This window comes from Mumia sp. ZJ1417 (genome assembly GCF_014127285.1).
GTDB lineage: Bacteria > Actinomycetota > Actinomycetes > Propionibacteriales > Nocardioidaceae > Mumia.
On the sequence record NZ_CP059901.1, the window covers coordinates 659,095 to 674,951 of the forward strand.

Annotated in this window: 12 protein-coding genes; 3 read left to right on the forward strand and 9 right to left on the reverse strand. The window is 70.9% G+C overall.

All coding sequences use genetic code 11. The features are described from left to right. Positions 1-12: 12 nt before the first annotated feature. On the forward strand, positions 13-300 hold the full coding sequence (locus H4N58_RS03110; protein ID WP_279587722.1) for a type II toxin-antitoxin system PemK/MazF family toxin: 288 nt from the start codon (positions 13-15) through the stop codon (positions 298-300). A gap of 372 nt (positions 301-672) precedes the next feature. On the opposite strand, the gene H4N58_RS03115 is transcribed toward H4N58_RS03110, so the two are convergent. From H4N58_RS03115 to H4N58_RS03140, 6 genes are all read right to left on the reverse strand, one after another. Further along, entirely contained in the window at positions 673-1,398 is a 726-nt protein-coding gene (locus H4N58_RS03115; RefSeq protein WP_167001489.1) for an ABC transporter ATP-binding protein, read from the reverse strand. After that, complete coding sequence (locus H4N58_RS03120) at positions 1,395-2,168, reverse strand: ABC transporter ATP-binding protein (protein WP_167001490.1); 774 nt, start codon at positions 2,166-2,168, stop codon at positions 1,395-1,397. Before H4N58_RS03120 ends, H4N58_RS03115 begins: the two co-directional genes overlap by 4 nt. Further along, positions 2,155-4,104: an ABC transporter permease gene (locus H4N58_RS03125; protein WP_167249066.1), complete on the reverse strand. Its 1,950-nt coding sequence runs from the start codon at positions 4,102-4,104 to the stop codon at positions 2,155-2,157. The genes H4N58_RS03120 and H4N58_RS03125 overlap by 14 nt, the downstream gene beginning before the upstream one ends. Positions 4,105-4,152: 48 nt before the next feature. Beyond that, a complete protein-coding gene (locus tag H4N58_RS03130; protein ID WP_167249064.1) occupies positions 4,153-5,397 on the reverse strand; it encodes an ABC transporter substrate-binding protein in 1,245 nt (414 codons plus the stop codon). A gap of 102 nt (positions 5,398-5,499) precedes the next feature. Beyond that, entirely contained in the window at positions 5,500-7,446 is a 1,947-nt protein-coding gene (locus tag H4N58_RS03135; RefSeq protein WP_167249062.1) for a GMC family oxidoreductase, read from the reverse strand. Further along, positions 7,446-8,999: a long-chain-fatty-acid--CoA ligase gene (locus H4N58_RS03140; RefSeq protein ID WP_167249060.1), complete on the reverse strand. Its 1,554-nt coding sequence runs from the start codon at positions 8,997-8,999 to the stop codon at positions 7,446-7,448. The genes H4N58_RS03135 and H4N58_RS03140 overlap by 1 nt, the downstream gene beginning before the upstream one ends. 167 nt (positions 9,000-9,166) lie before the next feature. Here H4N58_RS03140 and H4N58_RS03145 point away from each other — a divergent pair, with 167 nt between their 5' ends. Beyond that, positions 9,167-10,417 (forward strand): TetR/AcrR family transcriptional regulator, encoded by a 1,251-nt coding sequence (locus H4N58_RS03145; RefSeq protein ID WP_167249058.1) that lies wholly within the window; start codon positions 9,167-9,169, stop codon positions 10,415-10,417. Between the two features lie 21 nt (positions 10,418-10,438). Next, complete coding sequence (locus tag H4N58_RS03150; RefSeq protein ID WP_167001496.1) at positions 10,439-11,074, forward strand: TetR/AcrR family transcriptional regulator; 636 nt, start codon at positions 10,439-10,441, stop codon at positions 11,072-11,074. Between the two features lie 34 nt (positions 11,075-11,108). Here H4N58_RS03150 and H4N58_RS03155 read toward each other — a convergent pair whose 3' ends face one another. The 3 genes from H4N58_RS03155 to H4N58_RS03165 are packed head-to-tail and all read right to left on the reverse strand — an operon-like array spanning position 11,109 to position 15,682. Next, positions 11,109-13,274: a 3-hydroxyacyl-CoA dehydrogenase NAD-binding domain-containing protein gene (locus H4N58_RS03155; RefSeq protein WP_167249056.1), complete on the reverse strand. Its 2,166-nt coding sequence runs from the start codon at positions 13,272-13,274 to the stop codon at positions 11,109-11,111. 2 nt (positions 13,275-13,276) lie between these two features. Next, entirely contained in the window at positions 13,277-14,485 is a 1,209-nt protein-coding gene (locus H4N58_RS03160; protein WP_167001498.1) for an acetyl-CoA C-acetyltransferase, read from the reverse strand. Between the two features lie 48 nt (positions 14,486-14,533). After that, positions 14,534-15,682 carry an acyl-CoA dehydrogenase family protein gene (locus H4N58_RS03165; protein ID WP_167001499.1) on the reverse strand — a complete coding sequence of 383 codons (1,149 nt, stop codon included), beginning with the start codon at positions 15,680-15,682 and terminating at the stop codon, positions 14,534-14,536. Positions 15,683-15,857: the final 175 nt, after the last annotated feature.

The window sequence follows — 15,857 nt, forward strand, 5'->3', positions numbered from 1 at the left end:
CGTCCGATCCACATGGCGCGTCTCGACAAGGCGCGGCCGGTGTTGATCCTCACCCGCGAGGCCGTGCGGCCCTACCTCACCCGTGTGACCGTCGCTCCGATCACCAGCACCATCCGCGGCTTGTCGACCGAGGTGGAGGTAGGCCCCGTAAACGGACTGGACCACGTCAGCGTCGTGAGCTGCGACAACATCGTGACCGTCCCGGTGGCCTCGGTGGGCCGACAGCTTGGCTTCCTGCTCGACTCCCAGGAGGCCGAGCTGGCGGACGCGGTCCGCGCCGCCTTCGACCTGGACTGGTAGCCAGAAGACTCGATTCCTTGATGACGGGCTGGTTCTCGAGAATGGTGAAAGGTGGGACCCTGTGCGTCCCCCTGGCAGCTACTTCAGTACTGCGCGGGAGGTTAGCAAACTCTCTCCCATCAGAGTCGTTCGGATAATCGGGCGCTCTTCGCCAGTGGATCTGAGTTGCGAGGAGTACGCGGAGTACGTCGCCCGGGGTTGGCTGAAGAATTGGCCTCAGGCGAGTCTCACGTTGGATTCATCGTGTACTCGCGTGGTGGGCACGATGTCATCGTCGGCGTCGTCCCCGAGCAGGACTGGTTCTAAGCCCACGGGGCCTGCGCGTCAGCGGGCGATGTCGATGATGGCATGACCTAGTCCGCGCGAACCGTCTCACACGAGGGCGGCTGCCGCCTCGATCTCGTCACCGCCGAAGTACGCCTTGCGCACGGCGTCGCGGTCGGCACGTAGCTCGGCGGCGCTGCCGGAGAGCGCCACCCGGCCGTGGTGGAGGACGACGGCACGGTCGGCTACCGACAGTGCGAGGTCGACGTGCTGCTCCACGAGCAGGACCGCGACCCACGACTCGTCGGCGAGCGCGCGGACGATCGGGAGCAGCTCTTGGACCGCGAGCGGCGCCAGCCCCAGGCTCAGCTCGTCGACGAGCAGCACGCGCGGGCGCGCGAGGAGGGCCTTCGCCAGCGCGAGCATCTGCTGCTCACCGCCCGAGAGCAGCCCGACGCGGCGATTGACCAGAGGCGCCAGCCGCGGAAGCCGGTCCAGCACGGTGTCGAGGTCACGGGCGCGGTGCCGCCGCGCCAGCGAGAGGTTCTCGCGGACGGTGAGGTCGTGAAAGATCGCACGGCTGTCGGGGACGAGAACGACGCCTTCGCGCGCGCTCTTCTCGACCTTCCGGGAGAGGGGACGCCCGAACGCCCGCACCTCGCCGGCAGTCGGGGTCAGCAGACCGACCGCCGTCAGCAGGACCGTGGTCTTGCCCGCGCCGTTCGGCCCGAGCAGCGCGACGACCTCACCCGCCTTGACCGACAGGTCGAGGTCACGCACGGCAGCCGCGTGCCCGTACCCCGCGGTCACGCCCTTCAGCTCCAACGCGCTCATGCCGCCGGCTCCTCTCCCAGGTAGGCCGCCACGACGGCGGCGTCGCTGCGGATCTCGTCAGGGGGTCCGCACGCGATGACGCGTCCGAAGTCGAGCACGTACACGCGGTCGCAGACGTTGAGCACGAGGTTCATGTCGTGGTCGATGAGGAGCACCGCGCGTCCGGTCGCGGCCATCGTGCGCACGACCTCGCCGAACGCCTCGCTCTCGTCGGTGTCGAGACCGGCCGCGGGCTCGTCGAGGAGGACGACGCTGCTGTCGCCGGCCAGCGCACGCGCGACACCGACGAGTCGTTGACGGCCCAGGCTGAGCTGGTCGGGGAGGCGGCCCGTGTCGTCTGCGAGTCCGAGCATCTCGAGCGTCGGGTCGGTGCCGCCCCGGGCCGACCTGCCGAGGACGTCGGCGAGCAGCCCGCGCCACCCCCGGCGCTGCGTGGCGACGGCGATGTTGTCCGCGACGGTGAGGTCGGCGAACAGCTCACCGGCCTGCCACGTACGGGCGAGCCCGGCGCGGCGCCGTCGGTGCGGAGGGAGGGAGTCGAGCCGGCGGCCGTCGAGGAGCACCTCGCCCACCGACGGGGTGAAACCGGTGACGGCGTCGACCAGCGAGGTCTTGCCGGCGCCGTTCGGACCGATCAGGCCGACGACCTCGCCGCGGGAGATCGTGAGGTCGACGCTGTCGTTCGCCACGACGCCGCCGTAACGGACGGTCAGGTCGCGGACCTCGAACAGCGGGTCCGGGCGGGCCGGTACGGCGTCAGCGGTGGGCACGAGAGCTCCTCAGGTGGATGAGGTGGGCAGATGCCTGGCGGACGCTGCCGGTGATGCCGACGGGGTTCAGCACCGCCGTGACGACCAGGGCGATCGCCGCGATGAGGCTGTAGAGGTGGCCGACGCCGAGCGTGTCGTCGAGGAATGTCGCGACCACCCCGAGCGGGGCGAGCAGCCCGGCGACGACCGCTCCGGCGAGGCTGGTGATGCCCGAGACATAGACGATGCACAGCAGGGTGAGCCCGACGAACACGGTGAAGGACTCCACCGACAGTTGCGAGCGGCTGTAGCCGATGAGGCAGCCGCCGATCCCGGCGAGGAACGCGGAGATCGCGAACCCAAGCAGCTTCGTGCCGGCCACGTCGATGCCGACGGAGGCGGCGGCGCGCTCGTTGGAGCGGATCGCGAGGAACGCGCGGCCCGTGCGACCCCGCATGAGGCGCGCGGTCGCCCAGGTGAGCAGCCCGACGACGACGAGGACCATGAGGGCGAACGACACCGTCGTGAGGTCGGTGCCGCGTCGTACGGAGAGGTCGATGCCGAACACCTTCGGGTCCGAGATGAGGTTGCCCTCGAACGGCGTGAACGCAGGATTGCCGAAGATGAAGGTCTGGATGGCGAGCGCACCCGCCAGCGTCACGACCGCGAGGTGGGCGCCGCGGATGCGCAGCGCGGGGATGCCGACGATGACGCCGAGCAGGGTGGCCGCGAGGGCGGGGACGACGAGCGAGAGGGGGAACGGGACGCCGTACTCTGTCGTCACCCGCGAGAGGACGAACCCGCCCGCACCGGCGAAGGCCATCGCCGCCAGCGAGATCTGGCCGAGGTAGCCGGTCAGCACCACCAGCGACAGCGCGATCAGCATCATGATGATCGACGTCACGACGCCGAACCGCCAGCTGCCCTCGGTGAGCAGGATCGCGGCAACTGCGGCGGCGACCGCGCCGAGCGCGAGCACCGGCCGTGTCCGCGGCGGGCGCACCGCGGGCATCCGCATGGTCTGCATGCGGCCGCGCACCGGGATCTTGCGGCCGAAGGCGAACAGGGCGACCATCACGATGAGGAAGGGGACGGTGTCGCCGAACCCCGCTTGCGCCCAAGTGGGCCAGAAGTCGTACGTGCTCATCATCATCAGCAGCGACTGGAAGACGCCGATCCCGAGCCCGGCGGCCGCGGCGACCAGCACCGACCGGAGCCGTGCCAGCAGGGCGGCTGCCAGGCCGGGGAGGACGTAGAACGTGTAGCTGATGGGGTCCAGGCCGATCGTGGGTGAGCCGACGACGGCGACGAGTCCTGTCGCAGCGCCGGTGGCGAACCAGACCAGGGCCGCGAGGCGGTCTGGCGACCAGCCGGTCAGGCGCAGCGCCGTCTCGTCCTCGGCGCTCGCCCGCGTCGCCGTCCCCCAGCGGGTGAACCGGAAGTATGCGGCCAGCGCGAGCGCGACGACGACCGCGAGCGCGAGGACGATCAGGTTCGCGACGGCGACTTGCGCGCCGAGCAGCTCCACCGTGCTGCTCGGAAGGATCGGTGCAGCGACGGCGCCGGTGATGTCGAAGCGCAGCGGCACCAGGCTCACCACCAGCAGCATCACGCCGACCGACGCGACGACCTGGGAGAGGACCGGCGCCGCCCGCAGCGGCCGCATGACCAGCAGGTGCGTGAGCAGGGCGACGATCGCCGAGCTCACGACACCTGCCGTCACCGCGAGCGGCACCGGTGCGGGCCCGTCGGTGAGGGAGACGGACCCGATGGGCAGCACCAGCGTGCCGGTGGTCCCGAGCTCCGCCGCGACCCAGACGCCCCACAGTGCGATCGATCCCTGCGCGAAGTTCAGCACTCCGGTCGCGGCGTGCACGGCGACGAGCGACGACGCGATCACCGCGTACACCGCACCGACGCCGAAGCCGAGCGTCACGAACAGGACGAGCTGGTCCACAGGGGTCTCCTCGCAGGACAGGACGGACGGGTCGCGGCGGTCACGGGATCAGGTCGCGCCGGGGATCTGCGACAGGATCTCCAGCGGCGGCTGGCGGAAGCCCTCGCCGACCGGCGCGATCGTGCCGTCCTTCTCGACGTCGAAGAGGAGCATCTCCGTCGTGCAGTTGGGCGACGTCGCGCTGCCGCAGGTGATGTTCGGGCCAAGGAAGCTCGGGAAGTCCTTCAGTCCCTTGAGCGTCGTCAGCACCGCCTCGCCGGTGATCTCGCCCTCGACGCCGTCGAGCGCCTTCGCGAACGTGACGAACTGCGCGAACTCGCCGTACGCGTAGTAGCCGCCGCTGCCGTCCTCGACGCCGGTGATCGCCTTCTCCGCGGCCTCGAGGTCAGACTTCACGTCCTCGGGGGCGTGGTCGAGCGAGGCGGGCAGCCACGTCGAGGAGTAGAGCGCGCCACCGGCGGCCTCGGCTGGCGCTGCCTCGATGTAGTCGGTGCACGCGGCGGTGAAGATCGTGCCGTCGTACTGCTGCTGGCGTAGCGCCTGCACGAGCGCGGTGCACGCACCCTCGTTCGGCGAGGCGACGAGTCCGCCGACGGCGGGATCGTCCTTGGCGATCGTCGCGGCGAGCGCGGTGAAGTTGGGGTTGGTCGGGGAGAAGTACACGCCCTTGGCGTCCATCTGCAACGCCCCGGCCAGCGCCGGGAGGAGGGTGTCGATGGTCTGGTGCGACGAAGGCGTGTCCACCAGCGCGAGGGTCACGCTGTCCTTGCCCTGCTCCTTGAACGCCTGCATCGCGCCCACCAGGAACGACGCCTGCGGCGCCGCGAAGAACACGCGGTTCTCGGCCTTCGAGCCGGCCACCGAGTCGAACGGGATCATGCCCACCAGGGGGATCTTGGCGGCGGTCAGCGTCGGGAGCGTCGCGCTCGAGGAGAGGTTGAAGCCGTCCATCACGGCGACGACACCCTCCTCGACGAAGGTGTTGGCGCAGGACTGCGCCTTCTCGGGGGTGGTGTCGGTGTCGCAGGAGATCACCTCCAGCGGACCGCCGTTGATGCCGCCGAGCTCACCGTTGATGTAGTCGACGGCTGCCTCGGCGCCCGTATCGGCGCCGGGCTGCGGGACTGGTCCGCCCGACGGGTTCAAGAAGCCGACCTTGATCGGCGTGCCGTCAAGGTCCGCCGCGGGGTCCGCGTCGGCTTCGGAGCCGCCGTCGGAGCCGCAGGCGCCGAGGGCGAGGACGGCCGCCGACAGCACGGCCGTGATTCTCAGGGATGCCGCGGTCTTCCGCATGGCGTCCTCCTTAAGGTGTGCGCAAGTGCGCGGTGACAGGGCGGGAAGGTGGAGCCCTCCCGATCGGGGCCCCACGGGTCGGTCGCACAGCAGCAGGGCAGGTCAGAGCCGAGCCGCCAATCGGGTGGCGTTCATGTGGGCGATGGCCTCGATCGAGATCATCGGGTTGACTCCCGACGCGGTGGGGAAGCAGGACGCGTCGGCCACGACGAGGTTGGGGATCTCCCAGCTCGCTCCGTCGGGGTCCAGTGGGCTGGTGTCGGCCGATCCGCCCATGCGGACCGAGCCCATGAGGTGCAGGGCGGCCATCGCGCAGCGGCCGGGGCCGTACCCCGCCGCGTCGCACCGGGCGACGAAGTCCTCGACCGACTCGGAGCCGCGCTGCCAGGTGAAGCCGGCCTGGTGACCGGAGAACATGGTGAGCGCTCCCGCGGACTCGACGATGCGCGCCGCACCGGCCACGCCCTCGCGCAGTCGCTGCTCGTCGCGCCCTGACAGGCGGTAGTGCACGACGGGTTCGCCGTCCTTGCCGACCTTGACCTCGCCGGAGTCCTGGTCGCGGGTGATGACGCCGACTCCGCTGAGGTGGGCGAGGTTCAGCATGCGCTCGCGGTGGGTGTCCGCACCGCGCCAGGACATGAAGGCGACCCCGAGGGCCGGGTTGGTGGCCGCGGTCTCGTAGATGACCCCGTAGCCGGAGCCGTCGAGGTCGGCGTGCTCGTTGGAGTAGCGGGTCTGGATGCCGCCCTCCCACGGACGGACCTCGTCCTCGAACGAGCCCCAGATCGCGGTCGCCGGGTGGAGCCGCAGGTGGCGCCCGATGTTGGGGTTGGTCAGGCCCGAACGGCGCAGCAGCGCCGGAGTCTGGAGGCTGCCGCCCGCGACGACCACGGCGCGGGCCCGGACGACGACCGGGTGGCCGTCGGCGGTGGCCCCCTCGACGCCCGTCGCGAGGTCGCCCGCGCGCGTCACCGTACGGACGTCGACACCGGTGAACAGCCGCGCTCCGGCCTGCTCGGCGTCGACGAGCCACGTCTTGGCCGTCGACTGCTTGGCGCCGAGCCGGCAGCCCATCCCGCAGCGGCCGCACTCGACCCCGTTGTCGCAGCCCTTGACGTTGCGTGGCATCTCGTCGACGTGCCAGCCCAGCCGGGTCAGTCCGCGCTCGAGGATGACGTCCCGCGAGGAGATGGCGTTGTGGTTCTGGTTGACGCCGAGACGGTCCCAGACCGCGTCGAGCGAGCGTGCGTACTCGTCGGTCGCGAACTGGGGCACGCCGAGGCCCGCCCACTCCTCGCGCACGTGGTCGGGCGTACGGAACGACGTCGTGTAGTTGACGACTGTGCCGCCACCGAGGCACTGCGCCGACAGGATGCTGAGCTGGCCCTCGGCTGTGCCGACCGGTCCGGGGGCGTAGAGCGTGGTGAGCCCGTTGAGCTCGCCGCCGTCGAAGTCGCCGTCGTCGTAGTAGGCGCCCTTCTCGATCACCACCACGTCGTGGCCGGCGGCTGCCAGGACCGCGGCCGCGACGCCGCCCCCCGCGCCGGACCCGACGACGACCACGTCGCACTCGAGCGTGACGGCGCGGTCAGGGGTGGTCGGCGAGAGCGGCGGAGGGGCGGCGTCGGTCCGGTGACCGAGAGGGCCGGGATAGCCCATCGCGTCCCACAACGGCGAGCGGCCGGTCGGTCCTGGAGCGAGGTAATAGCCGAGTGTCGCGGCGCCCTTGAGCGCCTGGAACAGCGCGCGCTTCTGCGGCAGTCGCGAGTCGGACATCGCGATCAGCGCGCGCTCACGCTTGTCCTGGCTCGCTCGCGAGAAGCGTCGCGGGCCGATGCCGAGCGCGAGCCCGAACGCGGGGGAGTCCCACAGCCCGAGGAGGCGGGCGAGCTGCTCCGACTCCGCCTTGCGCGGGTTGTGCATCGCCATGCCCTCGACGATCGCGACGGCGCCGAGCGCACTCGCGGACGGGATCTCGCCTCCGTCACCGGGTGCGAAGGTGTCGCAGATCGCGGTCAGGGCTGCGCGCTGCTTGGCGGTGAGCTCCATCAGTCGACCTCGCTCCGCAGCGCGGTCTTGAGGACCTTGCCGCCGGCGTTGCGCGGCAGCTCGTCGACGAGGACGAGGCGCTTGGGGAGCTTGAAGCGAGCGAGGCGGCCCTCGAGGAACGCGCTCAGCGCGTCCAGCTCGAGGGCGGCACCCTCGCGCTGCACGACGACCGCGACCGGGATCTCGCCCCAGGTGTCGTCGGGACGACCGATCACGGCCGCCTCGACGACGTCGGGGTGCGAGTAGAGCGCGTTCTCGACCTCGGCGCAGTAGACGTTCTCGCCGCCGGTGATGATCATGTCCTTCTTGCGGTCCACCACCCAGACGAACCCCTCCTCGTCCTGGCGCACGAGGTCGCCGGAGTGGAACCAGCCGCCGTGGAAGGCCGCCTCGGTGGCCGCGGGCTTGTTCCAGTAGCCGCGGCTGACCGTGGGCCCGCGGTAGACGATCTCGCCGACGTCGCCGCGGGGGACGTCGTTCATCTCGTCGTCGACGACGCGGTACTGGATGGTCGGGATCGGCTTGCCGACCGACCCGAGCTTGCGGATCGAGTCGTCGCCGCTGAGGACGCACGTGATCGGTGAGGTCTCGGTCTGGCCGAACACGGCGACGTTGACCGCGTCGGGGAAGGTCTCCGCCATGGTCCGCAGGAGCGTCTCCGAGGCCGGGGCGGCCCCCCAGCTGATGATGCGCAGCGCGAGCTTGCGGTCCTTGATGTCCGGCAGCGCACAGATCGCCTGCCACTGCTGCGGGACGTTGAACACCAGCGTCGCGCCCTCGCGCCCCCACGCGTCGACGACCTCGGCGGGGTTGAACGCCCCGAGCGGGTGGATCACGGTCGGGATGCCGAGGAGCAGGTTCGCGACCATCGACCCCAGACCCGCGATGTGGAAGAACGGGGCGGTGAGGAACGCGACGTCGGACTCGTCACCCATCAGGTTCGCGCGGATGCAGGTGAGCGCCTGGAGCTGCATGTTGCGGTGCGACAGCATCGCGCCCTTGGGGTGCCCGGTGGTCCCCGACGTGTAGATGATGAGCGCCGTCGCATCCTCGGGAACGTCGCCGAGCTCGGCCGTATCGCCCTCGGCCACCAGGGACTCGTACGAGGTGAAGCCGTCGGCGCCACCGAAGCAGATCCGCGTCTGGAGCCGGTCGGTGAGCTGGGCGACCGCGCCGACGAGGGGTGCGAGGAGCTGGTCGACGAGGATCACGGTCGCTCCCGAGTCCTCGACGATGTAGCGCACCTCGTCGGGGGCGAGCCGGAAGTTCACCGGCACCGCGATCGCGCCGAGGCTGTTGATCGCGAGGACGGCCTCGACGAACTCGCTGTGGTTGAGGGTCAGCAGCAGCACGCGGTCGCCGGGCTCGACACCGCGGCGGGCCAGTGCGCCGGCCGCGGCCAGAGAACCCTCGTGGAGCTGGCGCCAGGTCGTGTCGACGCCGCGGTGCCGCAGAGCGGTCGCCTCGGGACGGGTCTCGGCGTGGCCGGCGACCTGCGCCATCCAGTGGTTGCGGAACGTCCACGCGGGGGCGGTGGTCGGCGGGTGGGTCATGGCGCTGGCCTTCCGTGCGGCGATGCTGCGGATGACCCGGAAGCATGCCCCAGATAGCAGGCGTTGGCAAGGCCTCTTGTTAACGGGGACTCACATTTTTGTTAGCGGCGACCCACCCGCCGCGGGACGTGGTTAACTTGCTGCCACCCGAGGGGCAGGAGGAGACGATGGCCGCACCGGTCGTGCCGCCGGCACGGCGTCCGCGCAACCGCAAGGCGCTCATCCTCGCCGCCGCCTCGCGCGAGTTCGCCGATCGCGGCTACCACGCCGTCGGCATGGAGGACATCGCGCTCGCCGTGGGCATCTCCGGCCCGGCGCTCTACCGCCACTTCCCCAGCAAGTACGCGCTGTTCGCCCAGTGCGCGAGCTCGCTCGCGGCCGAGCTCCTCGACGCCTGGGCCCCGGCTCCGGTCGGCGTCGACCTCGCTGACGCCGACGCCGCTCGCCGGCACCTGGACGACGTCCTCGCCACCCTCGTACGGACGACGTTGCGCAACCGGAGGACCGGGCGGATCTATCAGTGGGAGGGTCGCTACCTCGAGCCCGAGGACCGGGCCGAGGTCCGGGCGCTGTACGACGAGATGGTCGGCCGCGTCGCCGGGCTCGTGCGCGCGATGCGCCCCGAGGCGGGCGAGAGCGACATCGACCTCGCGGCCACCGGCGCGTTGGCCGTGGTCGCCAGCCTCACGGCCCACCACACGTCGGCGCCCGTACGCCGGACCACGGCAGTGATCTCGGATGCCGCCGTGCGGGTCGCCCTTCGGCCACCCCCGGGCGACGCGCGAGCTGACGAGCCGGCAGCGCAGGGCGCGAGCGAGCCGATCGTGAGCCCGCCGCGAGAGCCCGAGACCCGGCGCGACCAGGTGCTCGACGCGGCGGTGCGGCTGTTCCACTCCGAAGGGTTCGCCGAGACGACCGTGGAGGCGATCGCGGTTGAGGCGGGGCTCACGCCGTCCGGCTTCTACCGGCACTTCACCAGCAAGGCCGACGTCCTGCTCGCCGCGTGCCTGCTCGCCTCGGACCACCTCGATGCGACCGTGGCCGCAGCGGGCGTACGGGGCTCGCCGCCCTCGCTCGCGCTCTGGCGCCTGACCCGCGCGTACGTCTCCCACTCGTTCGCGCACAAGGAGCAGATGTCGGTCTACTCCTCCGACGTCGCGAGCCTCCCTGCCGCGGGGCAGGCGCGACTCCGGGCGCTCCAGCGCGAGCACGTGGTGCTCTGGTCGGACCTCCTGGTCGCGGCCCGGCCGGGGGTCGAGGCGGTCGAGGCCCGGTTCCTGGTGCACGCCGCGATCGGGACCGTGACCGACCTCGGTCGACGGGTGCGCTGGAAGAACGACGACGTGACCCAGGAGCGGGTGCACGACCTCGTCCTCGGCGTCCTCGGTGTTGACGGAGAGCCGCCTCGCCAAAATTGAATCTGTGTTAGATTCTTGCCCGTGACGGAGCAGACGGGGGCGCGGGGTCGGTCGGGTACGACCCGTCCTCTCCCGAAGTCCCATCGGACCAGGGAGCGGATCCTTGATGCCGCCGCGCGGGTGCTCAGCCGCAAAGGTTACGCCGGCACGCGACTGCAGGACGTCGCCGCCGAAGCAGGCCTCCAGGCGCCGGCGATCTACTACTACTTCGGCTCTCGCGACGCGTTGATTGCCGAGGTGATGTACGTGGGTGCCCACCGCGTCCGCGGGCACGTCTCCGACGTGCTGGCCGCGCTCCCCGAGGGCACCGGCGCGATGGACAAGATCCTCGCCGCGATCGAGGCGCATCTGCGCTACGAGCTCTTGATCAGCGACTACACGACGGCCTCCGTCCGCAACGCTGGGCAGGTGCCGGTGGAGGTCCGAGAGCGCTCCGCCGCCGAGGAGGCCGCGTACAGCCACATGTGGCGCGACCTCTTCGAGGCTGCCATCGCCGCCGACGCTCTGCGTCCGGACCTCGATCCGAACCTCGCCCGCTTCCTCATCCTCGGTGCGATGAACTGGGCGGCAGAGTGGTGGGACCCCGGGCATCGCACGCTCGACGACCTCGTGAAGGCCACCCAGGAGCTCGTGCTCGGAGGGATCGGCCGGCACTGACCGCGTGCCGGCCGACCCCTCGCCGTGAGCCACGTCAGACGAGGACGGTGCCAGCCTCGGCCGCCGCGACCAGCGATGCCGGCGGCTCGAACCGTGGGCCGTACGCCGCGGCGAGCGCGCGCGCACGAGCGACGAACCCGGCAGTCCCTCCCTCGTACTGCGCGATGTAGTGGAGCACCCCGCCCGTCCACGGCGGGAACCCGATGCCGAGCAGCGAGCCCACGTCGGCGTCCTCGACCGAGGTGAGCACTCCGTCGCCGAGGCAGCGCACCGCGTCGATCGCCTCGGCGAACAGCATCCGCTCCTGCAGGTCGACGAACGGCACCTCGACGGAGCCGGACGCGAACGCCTCGCGCAGCCCGGGCCAGATGCTGGTCCGGCGTCCGTCCTCGTCGTACGCGTAGAACCCGCCCCCGGTCGACCGGCCGCGCCGGTCGAGCTCGCCGATCATGCGATCGAGGACGGCGTCGGCACCGTGCGGCTGCCACGTGCCGCCCTCGGCCTCGACCGCGGCCCGCGTCTCCTGGCGGATCTTGTGGGTCAGCGTCAGCGTGAGCTCATCGAGGAGCTGGAGCGGCCCTGCCGGATAGCCCGCCTGCAGCGCGGCCTGCTCGATCGTCGACGGTTCGACGCCCTCTCCGACCGCGGCGACCGCCTCGTTGATGAAGGTGCCGATCACGCGCGAGGTGAAGAACCCTCGCTGGTCGTTGACGACGATCGGGGTCTTGCGGATCTGGCGGACGAAGTCGAACGTCCTGGCGAGCGTCGCGTCCGAGGTCTTGGCGCCGCGCACGATCTCGACCAGCGGCATCTTGTCCACCGGGGAGAAGAAGTGGATGCCGATGAAGTCCTCCGGCCTCGTGACGCCCTCGGCGAGCGTCGAGATCGGGAGCGTCGAGGTGTTGGAGCCGAGCACCGCGTCGGGAAGGACGACAGGCTCGACCCGGGAGAAGACCTCCTGCTTCACCGGGACCGACTCGAACACGGCCTCGACGACGAGATCGGCGCCGGCCAGGTCCGCGACGTCGCCGGTCGGCGTGATCCGCGCGAGCAAGGCGCCCGACTTCGCGATCTCGGTGCGCCCGCGTGCGAGCGCCTTCGCCTCCAGCTTCTCGGCGTACCCCTTGCCGCGGGTCGCCGCGTCGAGGCTGACGTCGGCGAGGACGACGTCGATGCCCGCCTTCGCGGCCACGTACGCGATCCCCGCGCCCATCATCCCGGCCCCGATCACGCCGAGCCGGCGGACCTCGGACGGGGGATGGCCCTCGGGCCGGCTGGCCCCGGCGTCGACGCGCTGCTTGGCGAAGAACGTGTGGATCATGTTCTTGCTGACCTGGCCGCTGGTGAGGCTGACGAGATAGCGCGTCTCGATCAACGTCGCGGTGTCCACGTCGACGTACGCGCCCTCGACCGCGGCGGCGAGCGCAGCACGCGGGGCGGGCATCGGGGCGCCCTTGAGCTGGCGGCGAAGCAGAGCAGCCATCGCGGGCAGCGTCGCGGCGATCGACGGACTCGTCGGACCGCCGCCGGGGATCGTGAAGCCCTTGCGGTCCCAGGGCTGCGTGGCGTCGGGGTTGGCCGCGATCCAGGCGCGAGCGCGGGGGAGGAGCTCCGACGGACTGCTCACGAGCTCGTCGACCAGTCCGAGCTCGTGCGCCTTGGCCGCGGAGAGCCGCGCACCGCTGAGGATGACCTCCGTCAGTGCCGTCTGCAGACCAAGCATGCGGACCGTGCGCGTGATGCCCCCGCCCGCGGGGATGAGCCCGAAGGTCACCTCGGGCGTGCCGAGGCGCAGGTCGGGGGCGTCGACGGCGATGCGGTGGTGCGTCGCGAGGGCGACCTCGAGCCCACCGCCGAGGGCGGTGCCGTTGATCGCGGCGACCACGGGACGACCGAGCGTCTCGAGACGGCGCATCAGCGCCTTGATGGCGTCGACGTGAGCGGTCCGTACGGGGGCGTCTTCGGGCGAGCCCTGCTGGAGCAGTCGCAGATCGCCTCCGGCGAAGAACGTGAGCTTGGCACTGGTCAGGACGACGCCCGTGATCGTGTCCCGCTCCTGCTCGAGGCGTTCGACCGCGCGGGCGTACGAGGAGACCCAGACGTCGTTCATCGTGTTCACGCGCTGCGTGGGGTCGTCCATCGTGAGGACGACGACGCCGTCGGCGCCCTTGTCCCAGCGGATGCCTTCGATGGTGGTCATGGTCAGAGCCTTTCGATGATGGTGGCGACGCCCATCCCGGCGCCGACGCACAAGGTGACGAGGCCGTACCGGGCGTCGCGCCGCTCGAGCTCGTCCAGGACGGTGCCGAGGATCATCGCGCCGGTCGCCCCGAGCGGGTGGCCCATCGCGATCGCGCCACCGTTGACGTTCACCTTCTCCGGGGGGAGCTGGAGGTCGTCGATCCACTTGAGGACGACCGAGGCGAACGCCTCGTTGAGCTCGAAGAGGTCGATGTCGTCGACGGTGAGCCCGGCGCGGTCGAGCACCTTGCGGGTCGCCGGGGTCGGGCCGGTGAGCATGATCGTCGGCTCGCTGCCGACGGCCGCCGACGCCACGACGCGACCGCGCGGCGTGAGCCCCATCGCCGCGCCCGCGGCCTGACTGCCGAGGAGGACGAGCGCCGCTCCGTCGACGATCCCGGAGGAGTTGCCGGCGGTGTGGACGTGCTCGATCCGCTCGACCGCGTGGTACTTCTGAAGCGCCACGGCGTCGAAGCCCGCCTGGGCCCCGAGGCCGGCGAACGCTGGCCGCAGCCGTGCCAGCGACTCCGCCGTCGCGTCGGGGCGCCGGTGCTCGTCCTGGTCGAGCACGAGGACACCGTTCATGTCGCGGACCGGGACGATCGACCGCTTGAAGTAGCCGTTGGTCCAAGCGTGCTCGGCACGCCGCTGCGACTCCAGCGCGAAGGCGTCGACGTCCTCGCGCGAGTAGCCGTGGATCGTCGCGATCAGGTCGGCGCCGATGCCCTGGGGGACGAAGTAGGCGTCGTAGGAGGTCGACGGGTCCTGGGCGTACGCGCCGCCGTCGCTGCCCATCGGGACGCGCGACATCGACTCGACGCCGCCGGCGATCACCATCGCGTCGCCGGAGGCGATCTTGGCCGCCGCGGTGTTCACGGCCTCGAGCCCGGAGGCGCAGAAGCGGTTGAGCTGGACGCCGGGCACGCTCTCGGGGAGACCGGAGACGAGCACGGCGGTGCGGGAGATCACGCCGCCCTGCTCGCCGACGGGCGAGACCACGCCGAGGACCACGTCGTCGATGCGCTCGAGGTCGAGGCCTGGGTTGCGCTCAGGCAGCTCGTCGAGCAGCCCGACGACGAGGTCGACGGGCTTGGTCGCGTGCAGGGCGCCGCCGCGGTTCTTGCCGCGCGGGGTACGGAGGGTGTCGTAGATGTAGGCGGTCTCGGTCATGGCGAGGTCCTTCGGCTGTGGGTCAGGTGGGTCTCGATGAGGAGGAGGTCACAGGCCCAGGCCGCGGCCGACGATCTCCTTCATGATCTCGGTCGTGCCGCCGTAGATCGTCGTGATCCGGGCGTCCTCGTAGTCGCGGGCGATCCGGTACTCGCGCATGTAGCCGTAGCCGCCGTGCAGCTGCAGGCAGCGGTTGACGATGCGGACGTGCTGCTCGGTGCACCACCACTTCGCGGCGGCGGCGTCCTCGGCCGTCAGGTCCCCGGTGACGTGACGGCGCACCATCTCGTCGAGGTATGCGCGGCTCACCTGGAGCTCGGTCGCGATCTCGGCGAGCACGAAGCGGGTGTTCTGGAAGCTGCCGATCGGCTTCCCGAACGCCTGGCGCTCCTTCACGTAGGCGAGGGTCCGTTCGAACGACCCCTCGGCAGCGGCGACCGAGCCAGCGGCGATCGAGATGCGCTCCTGCGGGAGGTTGCGGACCAGTCCGAGGAAGCCTGCACCCTCCGCCCCAAGCAAGTTGGCGGCCGGCACGCGGACGTCCTCGAACGACAGCTCGCTCGTGTCCTGCGCGTGCAGACCGATCTTCTCGAGGTTGCGACCGCGCGTGAAGCCGGGCGTGCCGTCCTCGATCACGAGCAGGCTCAGCCCGCCGTGCCGATCGTCGGAGGTGCGGACCGCCGTGGCGACGAGATCGGCGTTCTGGCCGTTCGAGATGAACGTCTTCGCCCCGTTGACGACGTACTCGTCGCCGTCGCGCACCGCGCGGGTACGGATGCCGGCGAGATCGCTGCCGGTGCCCGGCTCGGTCATCGCGATCGCCGTCACGAGCTCGCCGCGGGCGATGCCGGGCAGCCAGCGGGCCTTCTGCTCGTCGTTGGTCAGGTCGGTGAAGTAGGGGAAGACGATGTCGTTCTGGAGGGCGACGCACCCCATGCCGCTGCTCACCGGGTTGCGGGCGATCTCCTCGCCCATGATGGCGTTGAAGCGGAAGTCGTCGACTCCGCCTCCGCCGTACTCCTCAGGGATCGCGAACCCGAGGATGCCGTCGGCCGCGGCGGCGGTGAAGAGCTCGCGGTCGACCTTGCCCTCGGCCTCCCACCGCTCGGCGTGGGGGACGACGTGCTTCTCGATGAAGGCCGCAACGGTCTCCCGGAAGGCTTCGTGGTCCGCGTCGTACAGCGTGCGGCGGGTCATCGGCGCGCCTCTCTTTCCGTGATGGACACAGCCTCGTGGCCCGCCTCGGCGGACCTGTCACAAGGACGGTAGCGGCGGCGCAATAGTTTTTACAAGAGATTAGAAAAACCAGATTGAGATGAGTGCAGCACAAGGTTCCCGCCGTGACGGGGATCGGCCGTGATTCGTACGGAGG

What these genes read in the sequence shown, in the direction of transcription:
- H4N58_RS03140 (WP_167249060.1), bottom strand. Translation starts at nt 8,999, where the DNA reads ATGACCCACCCGCCGACCACCGCCCCCGCGTGGACGTTCCGCAACCAC.
- H4N58_RS03130 (WP_167249064.1), bottom strand. Translation starts at nt 5,397, where the DNA reads ATGCGGAAGACCGCGGCATCCCTGAGAATCACGGCCGTGCTGTCGGCG.
- H4N58_RS03165 (WP_167001499.1), bottom strand. Translation starts at nt 15,682, where the DNA reads ATGACCCGCCGCACGCTGTACGACGCGGACCACGAAGCCTTCCGGGAG.
- H4N58_RS03135 (WP_167249062.1), bottom strand. Translation starts at nt 7,446, where the DNA reads ATGGAGCTCACCGCCAAGCAGCGCGCAGCCCTGACCGCGATCTGCGAC.
- H4N58_RS03155 (WP_167249056.1), bottom strand. Translation starts at nt 13,274, where the DNA reads ATGACCACCATCGAAGGCATCCGCTGGGACAAGGGCGCCGACGGCGTC.
- H4N58_RS03145 (WP_167249058.1), top strand. Translation starts at nt 9,167, where the DNA reads ATGGCCGCACCGGTCGTGCCGCCGGCACGGCGTCCGCGCAACCGCAAG.
- H4N58_RS03115 (WP_167001489.1), bottom strand. Translation starts at nt 1,398, where the DNA reads ATGAGCGCGTTGGAGCTGAAGGGCGTGACCGCGGGGTACGGGCACGCG.
- H4N58_RS03110 (WP_279587722.1), top strand. Translation starts at nt 13, where the DNA reads ATGGCGCGTCTCGACAAGGCGCGGCCGGTGTTGATCCTCACCCGCGAG.
- H4N58_RS03160 (WP_167001498.1), bottom strand. Translation starts at nt 14,485, where the DNA reads ATGACCGAGACCGCCTACATCTACGACACCCTCCGTACCCCGCGCGGC.